Here is a 22467-nt window from a genome sequence, read left to right on the forward strand (position 1 = left end):
TTCATTCCTCCGGTTCTTTTATTCTTCTCTTCCAGGAATCTCCATCGGATAGTTTCCTGTAAAACATGCATCGCAGTAACAGATATCCCCGACTGTCTCCTGCAATTTGTCCAACTCCATGTACCCTAAGGAGTCCGCTCCAATCATCTTCTGGATCTCCTCCTGTGTGTGCGTGTGTGCAATCAGGACATCATTGGACGGCACATCTGTCCCAAAATAGCAAGGATACAAAAACGGAGGGGAACTGATTCTTACGTGCACTTCTGTTGCTCCTGCTGATTTTAACATCTTAATGATGTTCGCGCAAGTCGTCCCGCGCACAATGGAGTCATCTACCATGACAATCCTCTTGCCTTTTACCACCTCGGAGAGAACATTGAGTTTAATCTTTACACTGGACTCTCTCTGGCTCTGCTTTGGCTTGATGAATGTCCTTCCCACATAGCTGTTTTTGTGGAATGCGATTCCATAAGGAATCCCTGACCCTTCTGCATATCCTTTTGCTGCTGCAATTCCGGAATCCGGAACCCCCACAACCAAATCTGCTTCCACAGGATAAGATTTTGCAAGCGCTTTTCCGGCCAGAATTCTGGAATGATATACATTCATCCCATCAATCGTGCTGTCCGGACGCGCAAAGTAGATATACTCAAAAATACATCTTGCCTGTTTTTCTTTTGGAATAGCCATAGTTTTGTCTGACAACAGGCCATCCTTTGTAATCGTTACAACTTCTCCCGGCTCCACATCACGCACAAATTCAGCGCCGATTGCGGAAAGCGCGCAGCTTTCCGATGCCAGATAATATCCGTGTTCCGTCTTCCCGATACATAGAGGTTTCAGTCCGTATGGGTCGCGTGCTCCGATCAGCTTTCTCGGGCTTGCGATCACCAGAGCATAGGCCCCTTTCATTTTGCCCATGGCGCTCTTGACGGCATTTTCCACTGTGTGGGAATGAATACGCTCTCTTGCTACATGGTAAGCAATGACCTCTGAGTCATTCCTTGACTGGAAGATCGCTCCTGTCTTTGTCAATTCATCTCTCAACTCTTCTGCATTCACAAGGCTGCCATTGTAAGAAATCGCAAGCGTGCCTTTTATGTAATTGATCACAAGCGGCTGTGCACTCACACCGGCTCCTTTGTCAGCCGAGTACTGTACATGACCGACTCCTAAGTTCCCCTTCAACTGGTCCAGCATTTCTTCATTGAACACTTCATTGACAAGCCCCTGATCCTTTATGACTTTCATCTTCACATCGTCCGTTGTGTCCGTCACAGCGATCCCGCATGTCTGCTGTCCGCGATGCTGCAGTGCAAACAATGCATAATAAATGGAGGATGTGACATCCTCACCTGTCAATTCATACGCCCCAAATACCCCGCACTCCTCATGGAGTCCGCTTTCCATCTGATGATTTTCCTGCATTTTCTTTCTCCTTATTGAATGAAATTTGAGCACTTCTATGTGAAATTATAGTACAAGGCGGGTGGAAAAGCAATATTCCCACCCGCCCTGCGGCGCGTTCACTCATTATTTATTAATGCGATACTTTATTAGTACAACTTATATATGTGAATTATTTATTAGATATGGCTCTAAATACACACATTTTTTGGATGAATTTATTCTGCAAATTTTCCGAGAAATTCTTTCATTCGCACATTGTCAGATCCAAAGACCTCCTCCGGCGTCCCCTCCTCGGCAATTACGCCCTTATCCATAAAAATCACTTTATCCGAAACATTTTTTGCAAAATTCATCTCATGGGTTACGATCACCATCGTCATATGTTCTGCTGCCAAATCTTTGATCACCTTCAAGATTTCACCTGTAAGCTCCGGGTCCAAGGCCGAAGTAGGTTCATCAAAAAACAAAATATCCGGATTCATGGCAAGGGCTCTTGCAATAGAGACTCTCTGCTGCTGTCCTCCTGAAAGCTGAAACGGATAGGCCTTCTCCTTGTCCGCCAAGCCCATCTTCTTTAGAAGTTCCCTTGCTTCTTTCAAAACTTCATCCTTTTTTCTCTTTTGTACTTTCAAAGGCGCATCCGTAATATTCTTCAAAACAGAATAATGCGGAAACAAATTAAAATTCTGGAACACAAGGCCAAATGTTCCTTGATATATGATCTCTCCGCCGTCCGGTTTCTCAAGTCCGGTTGCACAGCGCAAAAGAGTTGATTTTCCAGAACCGGAAGGGCCGATGATAGAGAGCACTTCGCCCTTCTCCACTTCCAGTGAAATATCCTTCAACACTTCCAAATCATCAAATTGTTTTCTGAGATGGCTTATTTTCAACAGACTCATAGCTACTCTCCTATCTGTAATAATTCAATTTCTTTTCCAGACGCTCCATCAAAAATGCAACTATCAGATTGAACAGATAGTAGAAAATTCCAGCGAACAAAAACGGCAGCATGGATGCCTGGGAAGACACAAGCGCCTTGGAAACCGTAAACATTTCCATAACTCCAATAGTGAAGGCTAAAGAAGTGTCTTTGACAAGAGTGATCGTCTCATTTGTCACTGACGGCAGAATCCTCTTCACAACCTGTGGGAAAATGATTCTCATAAACGTCTGTATTTTATTGTATCCGAGAATCTTTGCTGCCTCATATTGTCCTACCGGCATGGACTCGATTCCCCCTCTGTATATTTCTGCAAAATACGCCGCATAATTCAAAATAAATCCAATGGCAGCCGCTGTATTTTTATATGTAGGGGAAATCTGCATTCCCAGAATATAATGCGGTCCAAAATAGATGACCATGAGCTGCAGCATCAAAGGGGTTCCGCGCATAATGGAGATGTACAACTTGAAAATGGTGCGCACAGCCGGATTTTTTGCCATTCTTCCAAATGAGATCAAAAGCCCCAAAGGAAGAGAAAAAATAAGCGTAGTGCCAAAAATCAGCAAAGACACCCACATTCCGTCTATCAGCTTGTCCAGCATAATTGATATTTCCATGATCTTACTCCTTCTCACAGAAAATGAGGGCGCTGCCTCCAACACCCTCCTCATCTGCTATTTTCCTATTATTGTGATATCCTCACCAAACCATTTTTCGGAGATTTTGCCCATTGTGCCGTCTTTTGCCATCTCCTCCAATGTGTCCTGAACTTTATCCCTCAGCTCCTCGTTGCCCTTTTTAAAGGCTACTCCGTACTCCTCGGTTGCAATCACATCATCAAGGATCTTAAATCCGTCTCCTCTTTTCTGTATCTGATATGCCGCAACTACGCTGTCCATAGCAACTGCATCCACAGCCCCTGACTCAAGCTCCATCAAACCGGTGTTGTAATCCGGTACTACCTGCATGGTAAAAGTATTGGAAAGTTCTGTGTTTTCCTCAAGAGCTGCCTGGGCAGATGATTCTGTCTGTACATCCACAATCTTGCCTTCCAGATCCTTGGCAGATGAAATCCCGGAATCCGCTTTTACGACAAACACCTGCTCATTATCCAGATATGGTTCTGTCCATGCATATGCATCCTCTCTTCCCTGCATGGTAAATCCATTCCAGATACAGGTAATTCCTCCTGCCTCCAGCTCTGCGTCCTTGACATCCCACTCGATCGGCTTTTCCACAAACTTCATATCCAGCCTGTCTGCCACCTCTTTTGCCAGCTCAAGATCAAAGCCTGTGTACTCTCCGTCATCTCCGACAAATCCCATCGGCGGAAAATTCTGATCAAAACCTACAATAAATTCATCCGTCTTGGCTTTCTCTTCTCCCCCGCTGTTTTTATTGCCGCATCCTGACAGAATTGCCGATGCAACAAGCACTGCTGAGAGTGCAACTGCTAATTTCTTTTTCATTTTTCATTCCTCCAGACCGCTTTATTATTTTAGTAATTGACTACTCTACCAGACTAAATCATGCGGTAATTCTAGCACACTTTTTCCTGTTTGTCAAACATTTCCCCGGCCCGGTAACGCTCCTTTAAGTCTTCCAGCAAGGATGGCCCGGCAGGCTGCAGTTTCATTTTCTCATCTTGCAGGCGCTTTTTCAGCTCCTCCTCAATTTTCCCATATGCCTCTTTTCCCTTTATCAGCGTTTCATACGCTTGTTTATCCATATATTTTCTGCAGCAGTAAAGATAAGGGGCGAGCAGTGACTCTTCCTTCCATACTTCGTATGCCTTCTCGTACATTGCTGCCGCCTGTTCATACAAGAACTGTTTTCCGTACAAGGCCCCCATACACGCATAAACTCTTCCCTCAAACTCTTTTTTTGTTTCCTCTTTTTCCCTGATGTCTTTGAGAATCTCCATGTACACGAGCATTGCCTCCTCCAGCTGGCCATCATCAGCCAGGCTGTCTGCCTTGAATTTTTTGCGCTCTGTCTCATTTTGATTTTTCAGTTTCTCCAGAACGGATGCAACCTTTTCCAATTCCTTTTCCGTATAGAGCGGGATGCTTTTTAGAATGAGCATGACAAACTGTTCCGGAGAACCGCAAGACCTGCATATCCGAAAGAGCCTTCCCGCCAATGCCTCCATTCCAAGTTCCTCAAAAATCCATGAACAGAGTCCCTCATTTAAGATACCCTCATCAACCATATATAAATATTCATTCAAATAGTATCCAAGCTCCTCCAACGTATAAACCTTCCGGTGTATTCCTGCCAGTTCATACGGCTGGGATGCCTTTTGGCTATAGCAAAGAATTAAACTGCCCATTGCTGCCTCCTAACTGGATCTTCCTCTCTGTCTTCCGCCCCGCAGGTGCAAAAAACTCTCCAAATCCAATATCTTCCACTGATATTTTACACATCTTTTCATTCTCAAAAATGACCTGGATCTTCAGACGCACAGAATAGCCTTTTCTCCTTGGAAAACCTTTCAGACTGAGCGGATAGTGTCTCTTTTCACCTGTCACCAAGGATTCAACGATTATGTTGATTTCATCCAGATCATCTGCAATAGCCTCCCACTCGCCGTCTGATTCATACCATCTCGCACCCCAAAAAACAAGTGGCTGCCAGAATTCTCCTTCACCTTTGCGCACCTTCACGGAAATCTGCTCCATCATCTTTGTCTCATCCAGGTATACAGCCCCGTCCCAGAACCCGCAATGTCTTCGAAATGCAGTATAGCAGGCTCCTTTGCTGTAAAGATTGTTTCCGGCAAACGCTTTTCTTCCATTGCACAACACTTTTAAAGAATCCGGAAACCAGCGTGTATCAAATCCCTCTCCTGTCAAATACACGGAAGAGATCAGCTTTTTTTCAAAGACCCCTTCAATAAAGCGTTTAAACTGCAGATCTGCATTCTTGGCAGCTTCTTTGTCCACCATGGAGTAGACAGTTTCCATCTCCGAAATCTGTGCTCCTGCCACTTCATCCACAGTCACAAACACTCTCTCATCTGTGGTCTTTGGACTTTTCACTTTTCTAAGCATAAAAGCACGGATTTCTGTATGGTCACAGTAAAAAAGCGCCGCCTCATACTGCCACAGCTCCTTTGGCTGGTAAAACATGTACTGACAGAAACTTTCCTTGTAATCCTGGACATAAACATTCTCTTTTCTGACACCAATCCTCTGGGCCACACCTTTTAAAATCTTTGCAAGATCAATGTTCATCTTTGGGACAGAGAAGGTAATCCCATCAATCTTTTGAAATTTCTGCAGGGAAAGCTGGACAAATTTTGCAAGAAGCCAGACAGACTCATATATGTTTCCTTCTATTTCTATTTTTTCCTGAAGCATGACAAGGGAGAGAAGACCGGATACCGTGACCCCTTTTCCAAGCCTTTCCATCTCAACAGCATCCTTGCCATAACTCCATGTGTCATGGGAATAGCCGAGCACCATCGGAATCTGGTCATAATCATCTTCCGCTTCCAATGTAAGGGGCTCCTGCGTTATTTCATCATAATAGCTGATTTGGCAGCCTCTGTCATTCAAATCATATCCTATGATACTGCCTTTCCTCATGTTTTCCCTTCCTCCATTCTTTAGTACAATACAAACATCTCTTCTGCTGCCATTTCTTCTGACTGATAGCCGTCCATCCCTTTTATCGAGCCTTTTTCTTTGCACATTTGATTGATTCTTCCGTACCTTCCCTCCGCATCAGTATCTTTTGGAAGATAAGACATTTTTTCACTCACACTTTCTTTTTCTTCCCTTATCTCTTTCCACTGATAGCGAAGACATTCGTCCGAAAATACAACAATCTCCTTTACATAAATATTCTCAAACACCGGCTCCAAAATCTCAGACTGATACACTGCCCCCTCCAGCTCTTCCGGGCCAATCTGATAATAAAGCTTTACTTTTCCTCCAAATTTTGCATGGTATTCCACCATCACCTTATCGTGTAGCATCAGTTCCTGCAGCCACTGTTTTGGATATTTCAGATAGAACGGAAAGAGAATGCTCTTTAAGCGCATTTCCTTCATGAATCCTTTGAGCATGGAGCCCAGCGTTTCGGATAACTCTTTTCCTGCATAGAATTTAAGAAGAGCAATCCTGCAAACCTGCGCAAGCTCTTCTCCTTGCCCAAACTCTTTTTCCATGATTTCAAAAATACAGGAGGACACAATCCTTTCCTTCACGACATATTCCTGTGCCATATAAGCCAAATATGCCTGTTTGATCCTGAAATACGGCTCTCTCTCATAGTAATACTGAAAAATTTCTTCGCTTCCTGTCACTTCCTCTGCAAACAGCATCTGTGTAATAATTTTCTCTGCCAGATTTTGTGCGGAAATTTTCTTTTCCACAGCAGCATGCCAAAGTCTTTTCATCTTTTTGGTAGCCCCGCAATAATACTGCGCCAGATAAGCAAGGCTCACCTGATCATACTGACCCCTTTCAAACAGCCAAAAAGCTAAAAAGGTTAAATAATCGTCCTCTGCGTACTCCGTTTCTTGAATCTTCCCTGTACATACCTTCAATACATCAGCCAGTTCATAGGCATCCGGTCCTTTTTGTTTTACGCTGTCAAAGGTCACTTCTTCTATCTCCTGTGCCCCTTTCCTGTCTCCGGATCCATCCATGTAGGTTTTACAAAGTTCAATGTAGATTGGCTCATAAAACAGTCTTTCCGTATCATAGCCAATGGAATCCGTATAGTACATCCCGTCCTTTGACTCCCACACAATCCGTGCCTCTTTGTCATAGAGATAGACTTTTGTCCCTTCCCCTTTGTATGGGATATGCTGGTTTACTTTTCCGTCTTTTTCTATCACAAGAATCCACTTCATCCGTGGATTTTTTGTCTTCACCTCATAGGCATGGCATATGTCATTGAGCGCATTCATCCGCTTTGCATCCAGATACCTCACATTTAAGAATTTCCGGTATATAATGCGCAGCTGCTCATTGATATGACGTTTCGACAGCTGGCTCCATGCAAACTTTTCCATTTCTTCTCTGTAATGTCTGTAAATCTGCCCTTCTTCATCCTCGTTTTGAATTATATCTGCATACAGAAACGCAGCTTTTTTATATGGAAGTGTGTTGCCGTACATAAAGTAAAGATGGACACTCTTCTGCAGCCTTCCCCGAAACTTCCTGACATCCAAAGACAGCATATAGTATTCGTAGAGCTGGGCAATCTTTAATCCTTCCTGCACAGCCATTTCATACCATTTAAAGTATTCTCCGGAAGTTCTGTTGTCTTTAATCAGCATCGTGCAGATTGCAAACAGGAGTGATTTTTCCTTGTATTCCCCATACAGACGCATCAAAAGACGCAGCAGCATCCGGTTGAATTCCTTTTTCTGGCTAGCGAGATTTGCAATGTAAAAGGCCATCTCAGATGAGATAAGTCGGTATTTTGCCGCAAAATTCAGAACCTGGATTTCAAATGCTCCCAGTCGTTTGAGAGTTTCCTTTTTCTCCCTGTAACAACGGTAACACTCTCTGTAAAACAAAATTTCATTCGCCCCGATCGGTGCCTGTGTTTTGATCGCCTTCAGTCTCTTCTCCGGTGTTTTGTACTCCGGATGGATATTGAGCATCATACAGAAAAGACTCCAGGAATCTGTGTTCTGAGAATATGCTTTTTCTATCTCCTCTATCACCCGTTGCACATGGCTTCCTTCTTTGCGGATGCAGGCTGTTAAAAAGAGATAATATGAATTTTTCTCCGGCCATTCGCTCAATTGCAACCGATTGTAATCATAGTTTTCCAAAATCCATTTAGCCTTCTCTTCTTTTCCTGCATACAGACATGCATGTGCCTGCATGAAAAGATAGATTTCATTTCTGCTCTCCTCATACAGCTTTTTCAGACTTTCCAGCGAATCTTTCAGCCATACCTCTTTTCCCAGATCTCCCCGGTCGCATTTAAGAAGATTTTTCAAGATGTTTGCCAGAACAAGACGCTCCCCGCAAGAAACCTGTTCCTTTGGTTCTTTCCACACATCCACCTGATACACAAGCTCCTCGTATGGAGTATAAAAAATGATTTTCCCGTAATTGTGACCCGCATGCAGTTTCTTGTCATCAATTGTATACGCAAAATCATATACATTTGAAATAAAATGTTCTGTGCAGAACTCCTCCCGCTCTGTTGACAAAAATTCTCCGACAGTCTCTGCCTTTATCTTCATATATCCCCATGTATTTTTCTCAATTGGAATCAATTCTTTCACCGGCTCAGATATATTGGAAAATTTCTTTTCATTCTCCTTAAGAGTGAGAAAAATCCTCTCTTTTTGTTTGATTCCGACCAAAAACTCTTCCATAGCCTGCTCGCCAAGAGACCACCTTCTCATATTGCCGTATAAATTGTAAATCCTTGGCTCTTCATGCTTGAGCAGCCCGTAAAATTCTCTGGAGCGGAACAGGCGATGTGCCACATCATAATCCTGCATGGCAAGATTTTTAAAATCTCTGATGCTCTGAATTTTCCCATACTCTGTCATCAAATAGGGTTTTTCGATCACAGCCGTGAATTTGATGTCATACTCTCCGCCATTGCACACAACAGTGAAAGCCCCGCACTCAACATTGCCAGGCATCAGTCCTCTTCCATCATAAACAAACTCCAGTTTCACTGCAGTCCCCTCAAATCCCTGTTCTTTAAAACGCACTCTCAAGGAAGAGGTATAGACAAGCCCCCTTATCTTTCCTCCTCCCTTCCCTTTGATCTCAAAATTTCCTCTATACTGTTTTCCCTCTTCCACATGTATGATGATCTGTGTCTTAGGAAAAATAATATCCGGATGCGTCATCTGGAAATTTCCTTTTGCAAATTTATTTATTTTATTCTTCATAGTATCTTTTGCTTCCCCTACCCGTACTTTGCATTTTTATCCAATTGCGCTATAATGGATTATTATAGCATTACTGTGATACCAAAAGCAATGCCGTATCTTACATAAATAAGAAATGAGGTCGATAAGATGAACATAAAACCATCCTTCCATGGAAGTGATCTAGAAAAAGTTGCAGAATACTATCACATTCCCCGGGATAAAATTGTCTGCTACAGCGCAAATGTAAATCCACTCGGTCTTTCCGAACATCTAAAAGATCTTTTATGTCAAAATCTGGATATCCTAAGTTCCTATCCGGACCGTGAGTACAGATCATTGCGCATGCATGCTGCACGTTACTGCAATACATCTGACGAATATATTGTCCCCGGAAACGGAACGACAGAGCTTATCACGCTTGCAATCTCTGTTCTGGGTCCAAAACATGCCTTGCTGCTTGGTCCTTCTTATTCCGAATACACAAGAGAACTTACACTTGCCGGCTGCTCTTACAAAAGCTACTATCTGAAAAAAAGGCAGGATTTCCGTCTTGACATGGATGACTTTTTGAAAACACTTTCAGAACACCCTGAGGTGGATTTTATAATTTTGTGCAATCCAAACAACCCAACTTCATCCGCACTGACAGTTGACGAAATCCGCATTCTTCTAAAGACATGCCAAAAACATAATGTATTTGTCATGATCGATGAAACATACTGTGAATTTTCTCCAAAAAATATCAGCGCAGTACCGCTTGTTGTTTCCTTTAAAAACCTTCTCGTTTTACGGGGCCTGTCCAAATTTTTTGCAGCCCCTGGACTTCGGCTTGGATACGGCGTGACAAGCAGTCCATATCTTCTAAGACAGATGCGGGAAGTCCAAAACCCGTGGAGCGTCAACAGCGCTGCTGCCTTTGCCGGGGAAGTCCTCTTTGACGACACAAGCTATATCGGCAATGTGCGTTCACTTATCGAGGAGGAGCGCAGCCGTATGATGCGGGAACTGTCCAGTTGGAAAAATATCAGGCTGTATCCTGCCTATGCAAACTTTATCCTGATTGAAATCACAAAGCCTCACACCACATCGTATGACGTGTTTGAATATCTGATCCAAAACCATCTGATGGTGAGGGACTGCAGCTCATTTCCGGGTCTTGACGGAGAATTCATCCGTTTCTGCATTATGCTTCCGAAAGAAAATGACCGGCTTTTGCAGCATTTGAAGACATTTCTTGAGACATAGAAAAACCCCCTTAAGTAGATTTTGGTTATTTACCTTTTCTACTTAAGAGGGATCATATCATTTTCCGGACCGCTTTTTCTATTTGACAATTCTGTAATATTCTCTCGCTGTAGCCATATATACCACTGCATAAACAGCGGCAAAAACGAACACTGTTCCCACGGTTCCCTTCACGAACATCTCTGCATTATTCAAATTCATCACCGCAAGTATTTTCTTCATCATGCTAAATGCCGCCACCACATGGATACATGCGCACACAAGAGGTATAAAGAATACCATCAGTGTCTGGCTTCTGATGCTGGCCCTGATTTCTTTTTCACTCATTCCTACCTTTTTCATAATCTCAAATCTTGCCTTGTCATCATGTCCTTCCGATATCTGTTTATAGTAGATGATCAGCACTGTGGCCATGATAAAGATGGCTCCTAGGAACAGCCCAAGGAACAAAAATCCCCCGTAAAACTGGGAAAAAGTTTCTCTGTTTTCTTCCCTTCCCTCAACACTTCCGGCAAGTCCATGTTCCCGAAGATAAGCAGATACCTGTGCGGACACCTGTTTCTCCGTCTCTTTCGTGTCATTGACAAGTGTGATGCCTTTATAATATTCCATACCTTCCGTATTGACATCTGTGCCCTCATAATATTTTGCGGCAAACTCCATAGCATCCTCCTGGTTCATCACAAAGATGTACACATCTCCCATGAAAGCCGCATACTCCCCGGCAACCGGAACCTTTGAAATCTGTTTTACAATCTTCCAGCTTTTGTCTTCGTAGCTGATCACACCATCCAGTTTTTCTCCCCTTAAGGCAAAGACTCCGATCTGTCCTTTGTTCAGCTTTAGATCATCTCCACAGATTCGATTGTAATCTCCAATCTCCAAAAGCAAAATCCCCGTCAGGTTCGTCATATCACCCAGTTTGTTGAAATTCTTGATCCTTCCGTCTTTTACAACAGTTGTCAACGAATAACTGCGGTAAGAGATTTCCGTTTTCTTTTCTAAATGGCTGTCGGTTAAAATATTATCAACTGTCTTTGACAGTTTGTCTGCCTCTTCCCTGCTTACATTTTTTACCTCTATACTTAAGCTTGCCGGATAACGGGTATGGATAATGTCTTCAATTCCCACATTCATGCTGACCGTTGTCGATACCATGACAAGCACCATTGTGGAAAGAATACAGATGTTTGCCAATCCCACTGCATTTTGTTTCATTCGGTATATCATTCCGGAAACCATTGTAAAATGATTTGGTTTATAATAAAATTTTTTATTCTTTTTTAGGAATTTCAACAAAAGAATGCTGCCTGCACTGAAGACGAAATAGGTTCCCACGATCACAAACAGGACGGAAATAAAAAATTTAAACATGGCCTCCACCGGAGATTCCACCGTGTTCGCAATATAATATCCAATTCCCACAAACAAAAACCCCAAAATTCCAGTGATCCATTTTGTTTTTGGCTCCTTTTCTCCAACCTGCCCTCCCTTTAAAAGCTCCACTGGATTGGAAAGATGGATCTGACGGACTGCATTTGCATAAATGAAAAGAAAAATAACCCCAAACATGCACGCCGAAACTAAGATTCCATGAATATTGATCTCAATCCCAAATACAACATGGAAATCCATGATGCGCAACAGCAAAAGCAAGACTAGTTTGCTTAAAAATATTCCAAAGATGATTCCGCCCGCAAAGCTGACAAATGCAATGTACACGGTCTCAAAAAACATCATTTTTGCGATATGTTTTTTCTCCATTCCCAGAATATTGTAAAGCCCAAATTCTTTTTTCCTTCTCTTTATAAGAAAACTATTTGTATAAAACAGGAAGATCACTGCAAACAGTCCGACAATGATCACCCCATAAAACAGTAACGTGCGGATTGTACTCGCTTCCGGAAGAGTATCCATGCTCTTTGAAAATGTAAGAGCATAGATAATATAAAACATCGCGATCGTTCCAACACAGGTAAGCATATAAGGAACATAATCCTTTCTGTTCTTTTTCATATTCTCGCGCGCCAGTTTCCAAAAAAATCCTTTATTCATATCTTCCACCACCTGTCGCTATCATGGTCAGAGTATCTGAAATCTTCTGATACAGCTCTTCATTGGTGAGATTTCCGCGGTATATCTGATGATACACCTGGCCGTCTTTGATAAATAAAACTCTGCCCGCATGGCTCGCTGCTTTCGTACTGTGCGTCACCATCAAAATGGTCTGTCCTTCTGCATTGATGTCCGAAAACAATCCCAAAAGCTGATCTGATGACCGGGAGTCCAGTGCTCCTGTCGGTTCGTCCGCCAAAATAAGTTTTGGATTTGTGATCAGTGCCCTTGCCACCGCTGTTCTCTGTTTCTGCCCTCCGGAAACTTCATAAGGATATTTAGAAAGAATATTTCCAATCTCTAATTTTCTCGCTATAGGGAAAAGTCTTTTTTGCATCTCATCGTATTTGACTCCCGCCAAAACAAGGGGAAGGAAAATATTATCCTGAAGAGAAAAGGTATCCAAAAGATTAAAATCCTGGAATACAAACCCCAGGTTTTCTCTCCGGAATGCTGCTATCTCCTTTTCCCTGATTGTTGAAAGATCCATTCCATTCAGCAATACTTGCCCGGATGTGGCCTTGTCAAGCGCTGCCAAAATGTTCAAAAGCGTTGTCTTTCCTGAGCCGGACTCGCCCATGATCGCCACGTACTCTCCTTTTTCCACAGAAAAAGTAACATCTTCCAGCGCATTTACCCTTTGTTTTCCAAACCTCGTTGTGTATATCTTTTTTACATGATTGACTTTTAAAATGCTCATCTCTTCTGCCTCCTTTTTCTGTTAACAGTATACCGAAAAAAAGAAATGCAACACCATTGTTTCTCGTTACATTTCTTTGTTTTAACCTTACACTTTTGAAAGGTTCCCTGTAAGGACGGCTATTCAATTTCTACTTTGCGCATTGTAAAGTCAATGGAAACTTTTGTGCCCTCCCCAGGAGCCGATGTAATCTCTATTTTGTGGGACAGACCAGATAAAATTTCTTTACAAAGATATAGTCCGATACCGCTGGCTCTTTTTTCTTCCCTTCCGTTGTAGCCGGTAAACCCTCTTTCAAATACCCGCGGAAGATCTTCCGGTGCAATTCCTATGCCTTCATCTTCCACGATCAATTTCATCCCTTCGTTCCGGATATGGATGATCCCACCCCTCTTGGTATATTTCAGTGCATTGGAGAGAATCTGCTCCAGAACAAAGGAGCTCCACTTCTCATCTGTCAGCACTTCTGTCCAAAATTCATCCATATCCAAGCGTATCCTCTTCCGTATAAAGGAGCCACTGTATTTTTTTACAGCCGTCTTTGTCATCTCGAATAAATCTGTTTTTTTAAGTACAAGATCCTGCGACATATCTCCAAGCCGTGCATACTGGAGAACCATCTCCACATACTGTTCTGTGCGAAAAAGTTCATCCTGCATTTCCTCTCTGGAAATCTCTTCATCGGACTGCACCATCAGGCGCATTGCTGCGATCGGTGTTTTTATTTGGTGCGCCCAGAGAGTGTAGTAATCCAGCGCATCTTTTTTCTTCTGAACTTCCCTCTCCAGATTTTGTCTTCCCTGTCTGTCTATGGCGCGCAAAGCGTTCCGGTATGCCCCCTCAAGTGCTGACTCTGTCTCCGGAAACTCGTCCAGAACAAGAATATTCCCGTCCTCTACACTGTTTAGACTGGACATTTTCTCTTTCCACTTAGGATATTCCAGAAACAGAGTCCCTGTCTCTATCGCCAAAAATATCAGTACCATGTAGACAAAACTTTCTGCAGATATCCGGTATAGATAGCCAATGAGTGCCACCGCCACAAAAAATATTGCCACCCTGATCCAACTTCTTTTATATTCTCCGATATAGCGCAGCATAGTATTTTGCCCCATATTTTTTCCCCCTGATTCTAGTCAACTGTATAGCCGATCCCTTTTTTTGTCCTGACATAATCCACAAGCCCAACATTGGCAAGTTTTTTTCTAAGCCTTGTCACATTCACGGTCAAGGTATTATCATCAACAAAACTCTCCGTCTCCCAGAGACGTTTCATCAATTCATCCCTGGAGACAATTTTTCCACTGTTTTCCAGGAGAACCTCCAGAATCCGGAATTCATTTTTTGTCAGTTCCACTTTTTCCTCTTTATATAAGAATGTTGCATCTTTCAGACTGAGCACAAGTCCTCTGTGTTCAATGATATTCATGGTACCCTGATAAGCATAACTGCGCCTTACCATAGCCTGGATTTTGGCGGTGATCACATCCAGATCAAACGGTTTTTCAATGAAATCGTCTCCTCCCATATTCATAGCCATCACAATATTCATATTGTCCGAGGATGAGGAGATGAAAATGACAGGGATCGTACTAACTTTTCTTATCTCCTGACACCAATGAAAACCATTGAAAAATGGGAGACTGATATCCATCAGGATCAGATCCGGACTAAAAGCGCTTACTTTTGCCATCACATTTTTGAAATCTTCCACATAATCGACTTCGTAATTCCATTTCTTCAGATGCCCCTTCAGGATTCGTGCAATTGTCACATCATCTTCCACGATCAGTATTTTGTACATGTCTTCTTCTCCTCTCAAAATACAGAACTTGGCAGGATGCCAAAAAGTTTCCTCTCTTTTTGACACCCTGCCATCTGTGGTTTTTCTATTCGATTGTGGCGATATCCACAAGAGTAAGTTTATCCACTGTGTTATCTTCCAGACTGGTGATGAGTGCTTCCGCTGTATCCATGGCTGTCAAAACATTGACACCTGTCTCAATTGCATTTCTGCGGATGACAAAACCATCCCTTGCTCTGTCCGCACCCTGCGGCGGCAGGTCAATGATAAGATCGATTTCATGTCCTAAGATCAAATCCATCAGGTTCGGGGATTCCTGCTCGATCTTATTGACAGGGATTGCCTTCACTCCAGCTGCGTTCAGCGCATCTGCAGTTCCTCTTGTCGCAAAAATACGGTACCCGATGTTTGCAAATCTGCGACCGATCTCCACAGCCTCCGCTTTTTCAGAGTCGCGGATCGTCATGATCATATTTTTATGTTTCGGAAGATTGATGCCTGCTCCTAAAAACGCTTTATAGAGAGCCTCATCAAAAGTCTTTGCAATTCCAAGGCATTCTCCTGTTGATTTCATCTCAGGTCCAAGGCTGATGTCCGCGCCGCGGATTTTCTCAAAGGAAAATACCGGCATCTTGATCGCAAAATATTCTGCCTCTTTTTGGAGTCCAGGTGTGTAGCCAAGTTCTTTTATCTTCTTTCCGGTGATCACTTTTGTTGCCAGCGGAACGATCGGGATTCCGGTCACTTTGCTGATATATGGAACTGTACGGCTGGAACGAGGGTTTACCTCGATGACATACACCTCTTCTCCGCACACAATGAACTGGATGTTGATCAGTCCGATCACATGCAAAGACTTCGCCAGCCTTTTTGTGTATTCTTCGATTTTCTTCTTTGTCGTCTCGCTGATACTTTTTGCCGGGTAAACGGAGATACTGTCTCCGGAGTGAATACCTGCACGTTCAATGTGTTCCATGATTCCAGGAATCAGGATATCCTCCCCGTCACAGACCGCATCAACTTCAATCTCTTTTCCTACCAGGTACTTGTCTACAAGAATCGGGTGATCCTGTGCAATGCGGTTGATGATTCCGATAAACTCTTCAATATCATGGTCATTGATGGCAATCTGCATACCCTGTCCGCCGAGAACATAAGAAGGTCTTACAAGCACCGGATAGCCCAGTCTGTTTGCGACTTCCTTTCCTTCTTCCGCTGTGAACACAGTACCTCCCTTTGGACGAGGGATTCCGCATTTTTCAAGAATTTCGTCAAAAAGTTCTCTATCTTCTGCAGCGTCCACGTTCTCAGCGGATGTTCCAAGGATCTGTACACCCATTTTCATGAGCGCCTCTGTCAATTTGATCGCTGTCTGGCCGCCAAACTGTACGACCGCTCCGTCCGGTTTCTCCAAGTCCACGATCGCCTCCACATCTTCCGGAGTCAATGGCTCGAAGTAAAGTTTATCTGCAATGTCAAAGTCTGTACTTACTGTTTCCGGATTATTGTTGATGATGATCGTCTCATAACCTTCTTTTTCAAATGCCCATGTACAATGAACAGAACAGAAGTCAAATTCGATTCCCTGTCCGATACGGATTGGGCCGGAACCAAGGACAAGTACTTTCTTTTTGTCATTGGACGGCAGCGCCTCATTCTTTCCTCCGTATACAGAATAGTAATACGGTGTGGATGCCTCAAATTCTGCTGCACAGGTATCTACCATCTTGTAAGCTGGTATGATGTCATTGTCTTTTCTCATCTTGCGCACTTCTTCTGTCGTCCTGCCGCTTAAGGAGGCGATCAGATAATCCGGAAATTCCATCCGTTTTGCCTCTTTTAAAAGCTCCGGCGTAAGCTCTTCTTTCCTCAATGCATCTTCCATCTTGACAAGATTATGGATTTTATCAATAAACCATCTGTCAATCTTTGTGATGTTGAAAATCTCATCGTAGGAGATTCCTTTTCTGAGTGCTTCTGCGATCACCCAGATTCTTCTGTCGTCCACCACGTGGAGCTGTTCAATGAGCTCGTCCCTTGAAAGAGCCGTAAAGCCATAGGACATCAGGCTGTCCACATGCTGCTCCAAAGAACGGATGGCTTTCATAAGTCCACCCTCAAAATTGTCACAGATACTCATTACTTCTCCGGTCGCCTTCATCTGCGTTGTCAATGTTCTCTTTGCACTGATAAATTTATCAAACGGAAGTCTTGGAAGTTTTACAACGCAGTAATCCAGTGTCGGCTCATAGCTTGAGAATGTTGTCTTTGTGATGGCATTCGGAATCTCATCCAATGTATACCCGAGTGCGATCTTTGCAGCTACCTTTGCGATCGGATATCCTGTCGCTTTTGACGCAAGCGCTGAAGAACGGCTCACCCTAGGATTTACCTCAATAACGCAATACTCAAAGCTGTCCGGATGAAGCGCAAACTGTACGTTACATCCTCCTGTAATCTTCAGCTCAGTGATGATATTCAGAGCGGATGTACGAAGCATCTGATATTCTTTATCTCCAAGTGTCTGGGACGGTGCCACTACGATACTGTCTCCTGTGTGTACGCCAACCGGATCAATATTCTCCATATTACAGATTGTAATACAGTTGCCAGCGCTGTCCCTCATCACCTCATACTCTACCTCTTTCCATCCTGCGATACATCTCTCTACGAGAACTTGTCCTACACGGGAAAGACGCAGACCATTTTCCAGGATCTCCACCAGCTCCTCTTCATTGTGGGCAATTCCGCCGCCGCTTCCTCCCAGTGTATAAGCTGGTCTTAACACAACCGGATATCCGATTTTCGCAGCAAAATCACGTCCGTCTTCCACATTCTCCACAACTAAAGACGCTGCGATCGGCTCGCCGATTTTTTCCATCGTCTCTTTAAATTCCAATCGGTCTTCTGCCTTTTTGATCGTCTCGCTCGTTGTACCGATCAATCTTACGTTATTTTCCTTCAAAAACCCTTTCTCTTCAAGCTCCATGGCAAGGTTTAAGCCCGCCTGGCCTCCCAATGTAGGAAGTACACTGTCTGGCCTTTCTTTCTTGATAATCTGCTCTACTACTTCTACAGTCAATGGTTCAATATATACGCGGTCTGCAATATCTTTGTCTGTCATAATCGTTGCCGGGTTGGAATTGACGAGTACAACTTCCATTCCTTCCTCTTTAAGTGAACGGCATGCCTGTGTGCCCGCATAGTCAAATTCCGCTGCCTGACCGATAACAATTGGACCGGAGCCAATGACAAGTACTTTCTTGATTTCTTTATTCTTTGGCATTATTTACTTCCTCCATTCATTTTTTAAAGTCTTCATAGTGACACAAAAATAGAAGGAACAAGTTTTTGTTCCTTTCTTTTATTCCTTTGTGAAGGCTTCAAAATTCCTTGAAGCTTTGCGCAAGTCTCCTCCGCAAAAAAAGACGCTCTAGCAGAAGTCTTTCTAGAGCGCCCTCATTCTCAAATTGTAAAAAGTGTAACATAAGTTGTGTCATTTTTCAACACTTTTTCGGGCATGGATACACAGAAATTTAATCGCCTCCGTATTTCCAGTATACCGTGAGCCTGTTTGACTCTTCTGCTTCCTCATAGCTGTAAGTCACAACATCCAGTCCGTAAAGTTTTCCAAGATACTGCACTGACTCCTCCAAAAGAGAGTCAAATAAAAGCTCATGCGCGTTTTCGTACTGTGTTCTATCATGAAATTTGAAAGAGACCGACTCCTTTTTTTGCTGAATGGATGCCCTCATGGCCTTCCTCATATCCTCTGCATCTGCAGTTTCGTAATACATACCGTTTAACCGATAATAATTGTTCTTCTCAGAAACACATGCAGGATAGTCATACTCTTCACTTTCTGTGTGGGTCTTAAAAAGCTCCTCATCTGAGCAGCACAGATAATCATAGACAATGCTTCCGTAAGTTTCCGTTCCCTCTTCCCTTAAAAACACCGGCTCTCCCCATGTTGTATCCACATGATAATACTCTCCCTGACATTCTACGATATTCCAGGCATGCGCTCCCTGTCCGGATACGGATCCCACCACATAAATACATGGGATCCCAAACATATCCAGAAGATACTTTGTCGTCTTTGCGTATCCTGCGCAGACAGACTTCCGGTTTACGAGCGCACTATAAATATTCTGATTATCCGGTGAATCCAGCTCATACTCTGTCCAGCGTATGATTTCCTCAAACACAGACTTTATCGTCTCATAAGAATCTCCCAAAATGGTGATCCGGCTTTTCAATTCCGCGGCCGCCTTTTTCAGTTCTTCCTTCTTTTTTGCACGCTCCTCCCCATAACAGCTGTATTCAGGTGTCAAAATAGATGAGCTGTCTTCGCTCTCATACCCGGCGGTTTCACTGTTTCCTGTGCACCAAAAATACTTTGGATAATCCATAAGCACCATCTGATAGATGCGGTTGACCCGCTTAGGATCGTTTAAATGAACCGTGATCTTCTCCTCCTCGTTTTCAATCCCGGCAAGAATTTCTTCGTACGCCACTTTTTCCTCGTCTGTCCGCAGTATATTATAATAAAAATTTTCTTTTATCTGCCTGTGCATGGAATCCGGTATCCTCTCCACTGCCTGGGACACTTCCTTTGCCTTCTTTTGGTCAAGCCTCTCAAAACAATCATGTATGCCCTTGACGCCAGCCAGCGCAAACAGAAGAATCCCAAAAACACAAATCAGCATCCGAATCAGCGCGCAACCTTTTCTCCTCTGTCTTTTTTTCATATATCAGCTCCTTTTCTCTCTTAAAAAATACCTTTTTTCAGACACATTGTAAACAAAAATGCATAAGCTATATAGTAATATATGAAATTGAGGTGCTTTTATGAAACGCAAAATGATACAGGCGGACACCCCGGATATAGGTACGTTAAAAATCAATCTGACTTCTGCTGTCACTTCCTATCCCATCTCCGACGCCCGCATACTTTTGTCCTACACTGGGGTTCCCGAGAATACACTGGAAGAACTGACCACGGACAGCCTTGGGCAGAGTGAAACCCTTTCGCTTGAAACCCCGCCGCTGGAATACAGTCTCGACGTAAACTCAGACCAGCAGCCTTATTCCGAATATACGATTCAGGTGACTGCACCCGGCTATTTTCCCGTCACCATATCTGGAATTGAAATCCTGCCGGAAACAGCTGCCATTCAAAATGTAGTACTGCGGCCAATGGACAGCTCCAGCAATCCTGACTTTGTGTACTCTATACCTGCCCACACTTTGTATGGCTATTATCCTCCCAAAATCGCAGAGGATGAAATCAAACCAGTAGATGAAACCGGAGAGATTGTCTTAAGCCGTGTTGTCATTCCGGAATATATTGTTGTCCATGACGGCTCCCCACGGGATAATACCGCCCAAAATCATTATGTAAAATATAAAGACTATATCAAAAACGTTGCATCCAGTGAAATCTATGCGACCTGGCCGCAAAACACCATCCGCGCAAATGTGCTGGCTATTATGTCATTTACACTAAACCGTGTCTATACAGAGTGGTACAGAAATCAAGGATATGATTTCACCATCACCTCCTCCACGGCTTTTGACCACAAATGGATCCCAAACCGAAATATCTTTGAACCTATTTCACAGGTTGTTGATGAACTGTTCTCCAACTATCTCTCAAGGCCAAATGTCCGCCAGCCTATCCTCACACAGTACTGCGACGGAAGGCGTGTCCAGTGTCCGAATTGGATGACACAATGGGGCTCCAAAAGTCTTGGTGACCAGGGATATTCCGCCATTGAAATCTTAAGATACTACTACGGAGATGATATGTACATCAACACAGCCCAGGAGATATCCGGCATACCCGCCTCATGGCCTGGATACACACTGGATATCGGCTCTTCAGGTGACAAAGTGCGGCAGATGCAGGAACAACTGAACGTCATCGCAGGCGCATATCCTTTGATTCCGAAAATCTCTGCAGACGGAATCTATGGTCCTGCCACAGCTGAGGCTGTACGGGTATTCCAATCCGTTTTCGGTCTGCCGGAAACCGGAACTGTCGACTACCGCACCTGGTATAAAATATCAGAAATTTATGTCGGCGTATCACGCATCGCGGAGCTTAGCTGATTTTTTTGTTTCTCTTCCGGCAGGGATGCCCTACCAGGCATCCCTGTTTTTATGCCAAATTTTAAAATGCTGCATATAATACCAAATAAAACTCTATTGAAAGGAGGATACGTCATGCAAAAGCAGATCATCGATGTGTCCCATCACAACGGGGAGATTGATTGGAATTTGGTCAAACCTCATATTGCAGGTGCCATTATCCGTTGTGGTTACGGGGACGATATCTCTTCCCAGGATGACACACAGTGGAGCAGAAACAGTGCCCAGTGCGAAAAACTTGGCATCCCCTACGGAGTATACCTCTACTCTTATGCAGCCACTCAAAAGCAGGCCGCATCCGAAGCCGCACATGTTCTTCGTCTGATAAAAGGAAAACATCTTTCTCTTCCTGTCTACTGGGATATGGAGGAAGACACGATCGCCAAATTAACCACAAGGCAGCTGGAAGACTTCTACCAAATTTTTCGCAGTCAAATTCAAAAATCCATCTCCTGCAAAGTAGGAATTTATTCCAATGACAACAATTTTAAGACAAAACTAAAAGGAGATGTTTTTGGAAGAGACTCTGTATGGATTGCAAGATATGCAGCCGCAAAACCAGAGGGCAGGAAATTTGACATCTGGCAGTACACGTCAAAAGGATCCGTTCCTGGAATTTCGGGCAATGTAGATATGAATTATCTCTACGATGAAAGTCTTCTTGGAGCCGTCCCTTCTCCTGCCCTTAAAACAAATATGATGGGACAACGGGGACCAACCCCTGTGCGGAAGTACAGCATGCTCTACGACAGCAGGGTGCAGAAATTACAGATCATTCTCAAAGAAAATGCAGGTTATACCGGCAGAACAGATGGGGTTGCAGAGGATACTCTCTATACTTTTCTATCAAAAAATTACACGGTACACGAAAAAGACCGTGGCAACCTCATCCGTTGGACACAGGAGCGCCTCAACGATTTAGGTTACGATGCCGGTTATGCTGACGGCTACGCTGAAAGTCCAACCATGAACGGGATCGCCAGGTTTCAAAATGCCTATGGATTGGGTGTTGGATATCTTGGCGGTACAGACTGGTACTATATGATCGAGTCATAATGATCCGGCAAGGGATACCGCAAATAATCGCCGGTATCCCTTTGCCGGTCTTTCATTTTCCAATTCCTGGTTCTAATTCAGCACTTTTTTGCATATAACAATATAAGATGGACAAACTGATAGAATCAAACAGGAAGGAATATGTAAAATGAAAAAAATCTTACCCAAAATCGGAA

At 43.5% G+C, this 22467-nt stretch carries 16 protein-coding genes; 3 read left to right on the plus strand and 13 right to left on the minus strand.

The features are described 5' to 3' along the window. Positions 1 to 18 precede the first annotated feature (18 nt). The 7 genes from purF to B5F18_RS05625 form a co-directional block, all read right to left on the minus strand. Positions 19 to 1428, minus strand: a complete 1410-nt coding sequence (purF, locus tag B5F18_RS05595; RefSeq protein ID WP_087156689.1) for an amidophosphoribosyltransferase — start codon at positions 1426 to 1428, stop codon at positions 19 to 21. A gap of 197 nt (positions 1429 to 1625) precedes the next feature. Further along, positions 1626 to 2309: an amino acid ABC transporter ATP-binding protein gene (locus tag B5F18_RS05600; protein ID WP_087156690.1), complete on the minus strand. Its 684-nt coding sequence runs from the start codon at positions 2307 to 2309 to the stop codon at positions 1626 to 1628. Between the two features lie 10 nt (positions 2310 to 2319). Next, positions 2320 to 2970, minus strand: coding sequence for an amino acid ABC transporter permease (locus B5F18_RS05605; RefSeq protein WP_087156778.1), 651 nt, complete (start codon positions 2968 to 2970; stop codon positions 2320 to 2322). Positions 2971 to 3027: 57 nt separating this feature from the next. Then, positions 3028 to 3822, minus strand: a complete 795-nt coding sequence (locus B5F18_RS05610; RefSeq protein WP_087156691.1) for an amino acid ABC transporter substrate-binding protein — start codon at positions 3820 to 3822, stop codon at positions 3028 to 3030. A 71-nt stretch (positions 3823 to 3893) separates the two neighbouring features. Next, positions 3894 to 4685: a hypothetical protein gene (locus B5F18_RS05615; protein WP_087156692.1), complete on the minus strand. Its 792-nt coding sequence runs from the start codon at positions 4683 to 4685 to the stop codon at positions 3894 to 3896. Beyond that, a complete protein-coding gene (locus B5F18_RS05620) occupies positions 4660 to 5943 on the minus strand; it encodes a DUF5716 family protein (RefSeq protein ID WP_087156693.1) in 1284 nt (427 codons plus the stop codon). The genes B5F18_RS05615 and B5F18_RS05620 overlap by 26 nt, the downstream gene beginning before the upstream one ends. Positions 5944 to 5963: 20 nt before the next feature. After that, a complete protein-coding gene (locus tag B5F18_RS05625) occupies positions 5964 to 9236 on the minus strand; it encodes a DUF5717 family protein (RefSeq protein ID WP_087156694.1) in 3273 nt (1090 codons plus the stop codon). A gap of 129 nt (positions 9237 to 9365) precedes the next feature. Between B5F18_RS05625 and B5F18_RS05630 the strand changes: the two genes are divergently transcribed. After that, a complete protein-coding gene (locus tag B5F18_RS05630) occupies positions 9366 to 10463 on the plus strand; it encodes a pyridoxal phosphate-dependent aminotransferase (protein WP_087156695.1) in 1098 nt (365 codons plus the stop codon). Positions 10464 to 10541: 78 nt separating this feature from the next. Here the strand turns inward: B5F18_RS05630 and B5F18_RS05635 are convergent, their stop codons facing one another. From B5F18_RS05635 to B5F18_RS05660, 6 genes are all read right to left on the minus strand, one after another. Next, complete coding sequence (locus B5F18_RS05635) at positions 10542 to 12518, minus strand: ABC transporter permease (protein ID WP_087156696.1); 1977 nt, start codon at positions 12516 to 12518, stop codon at positions 10542 to 10544. Then, positions 12511 to 13278 carry an ABC transporter ATP-binding protein gene (locus B5F18_RS05640; RefSeq protein WP_087156697.1) on the minus strand — a complete coding sequence of 256 codons (768 nt, stop codon included), beginning with the start codon at positions 13276 to 13278 and terminating at the stop codon, positions 12511 to 12513. The genes B5F18_RS05635 and B5F18_RS05640 overlap by 8 nt, the downstream gene beginning before the upstream one ends. A 119-nt stretch (positions 13279 to 13397) precedes the next feature. After that, on the minus strand, positions 13398 to 14393 hold the full coding sequence (locus tag B5F18_RS05645; RefSeq protein ID WP_242955812.1) for a sensor histidine kinase: 996 nt from the start codon (positions 14391 to 14393) through the stop codon (positions 13398 to 13400). A gap of 17 nt (positions 14394 to 14410) precedes the next feature. After that, complete coding sequence (locus B5F18_RS05650) at positions 14411 to 15082, minus strand: response regulator transcription factor (protein ID WP_087156698.1); 672 nt, start codon at positions 15080 to 15082, stop codon at positions 14411 to 14413. Positions 15083 to 15167: 85 nt separating this feature from the next. Then, positions 15168 to 18368: a carbamoyl-phosphate synthase large subunit gene (carB, locus tag B5F18_RS05655; RefSeq protein WP_087156699.1), complete on the minus strand. Its 3201-nt coding sequence runs from the start codon at positions 18366 to 18368 to the stop codon at positions 15168 to 15170. 250 nt (positions 18369 to 18618) lie between these two features. Beyond that, the gene (locus tag B5F18_RS05660; RefSeq protein ID WP_087156700.1) at positions 18619 to 19833 is read right to left on the minus strand and encodes a transglutaminase domain-containing protein; all 1215 of its coding nucleotides are present in this window, start codon (positions 19831 to 19833) and stop codon (positions 18619 to 18621) included. A gap of 100 nt (positions 19834 to 19933) precedes the next feature. On the opposite strand from B5F18_RS05660, the gene B5F18_RS05665 reads away from it, so the two are divergent. Beyond that, positions 19934 to 21196 (plus strand): peptidoglycan-binding protein, encoded by a 1263-nt coding sequence (locus B5F18_RS05665; protein WP_087156701.1) that lies wholly within the window; start codon positions 19934 to 19936, stop codon positions 21194 to 21196. 114 nt (positions 21197 to 21310) lie between these two features. Then, entirely contained in the window at positions 21311 to 22291 is a 981-nt protein-coding gene (locus tag B5F18_RS05670; RefSeq protein WP_162607541.1) for a GH25 family lysozyme, read from the plus strand. The last annotated feature ends 176 nt before the right edge of the window (positions 22292 to 22467 follow it).

Origin of the sequence: Lachnoclostridium sp. An181 (genome assembly GCF_002160325.1) — a bacterium.
In the GTDB taxonomy this organism is placed as follows: Bacteria; Bacillota; Clostridia; order Lachnospirales; family Lachnospiraceae; genus An181.

Excerpts from the sequence above, each read along its gene's own strand:
- B5F18_RS05605 (WP_087156778.1), bottom strand. The coding sequence starts at position 2,970 with ATGGAAATATCAATTATGCTGGACAAGCTGATAGACGGAATGTGGGTG.
- B5F18_RS05650 (WP_087156698.1), bottom strand. The coding sequence starts at position 15,082 with ATGTACAAAATACTGATCGTGGAAGATGATGTGACAATTGCACGAATC.
- B5F18_RS05665 (WP_087156701.1), top strand. The coding sequence starts at position 19,934 with ATGAAACGCAAAATGATACAGGCGGACACCCCGGATATAGGTACGTTA.
- B5F18_RS05635 (WP_087156696.1), bottom strand. The coding sequence starts at position 12,518 with ATGAATAAAGGATTTTTTTGGAAACTGGCGCGCGAGAATATGAAAAAG.
- B5F18_RS05610 (WP_087156691.1), bottom strand. The coding sequence starts at position 3,822 with ATGAAAAAGAAATTAGCAGTTGCACTCTCAGCAGTGCTTGTTGCATCG.
- B5F18_RS05640 (WP_087156697.1), bottom strand. The coding sequence starts at position 13,278 with ATGAGCATTTTAAAAGTCAATCATGTAAAAAAGATATACACAACGAGG.
- B5F18_RS05620 (WP_087156693.1), bottom strand. The coding sequence starts at position 5,943 with ATGAGGAAAGGCAGTATCATAGGATATGATTTGAATGACAGAGGCTGC.
- B5F18_RS05630 (WP_087156695.1), top strand. The coding sequence starts at position 9,366 with ATGAACATAAAACCATCCTTCCATGGAAGTGATCTAGAAAAAGTTGCA.
- purF (WP_087156689.1), bottom strand. The coding sequence starts at position 1,428 with ATGCAGGAAAATCATCAGATGGAAAGCGGACTCCATGAGGAGTGCGGG.
- B5F18_RS05625 (WP_087156694.1), bottom strand. The coding sequence starts at position 9,236 with ATGAAGAATAAAATAAATAAATTTGCAAAAGGAAATTTCCAGATGACG.
- B5F18_RS05670 (WP_162607541.1), top strand. The coding sequence starts at position 21,311 with ATGCAAAAGCAGATCATCGATGTGTCCCATCACAACGGGGAGATTGAT.
- B5F18_RS05645 (WP_242955812.1), bottom strand. The coding sequence starts at position 14,393 with ATGGGGCAAAATACTATGCTGCGCTATATCGGAGAATATAAAAGAAGT.
- carB (WP_087156699.1), bottom strand. The coding sequence starts at position 18,368 with ATGCCAAAGAATAAAGAAATCAAGAAAGTACTTGTCATTGGCTCCGGT.
- B5F18_RS05615 (WP_087156692.1), bottom strand. The coding sequence starts at position 4,685 with ATGGGCAGTTTAATTCTTTGCTATAGCCAAAAGGCATCCCAGCCGTAT.
- B5F18_RS05600 (WP_087156690.1), bottom strand. The coding sequence starts at position 2,309 with ATGAGTCTGTTGAAAATAAGCCATCTCAGAAAACAATTTGATGATTTG.
- B5F18_RS05660 (WP_087156700.1), bottom strand. The coding sequence starts at position 19,833 with ATGAAAAAAAGACAGAGGAGAAAAGGTTGCGCGCTGATTCGGATGCTG.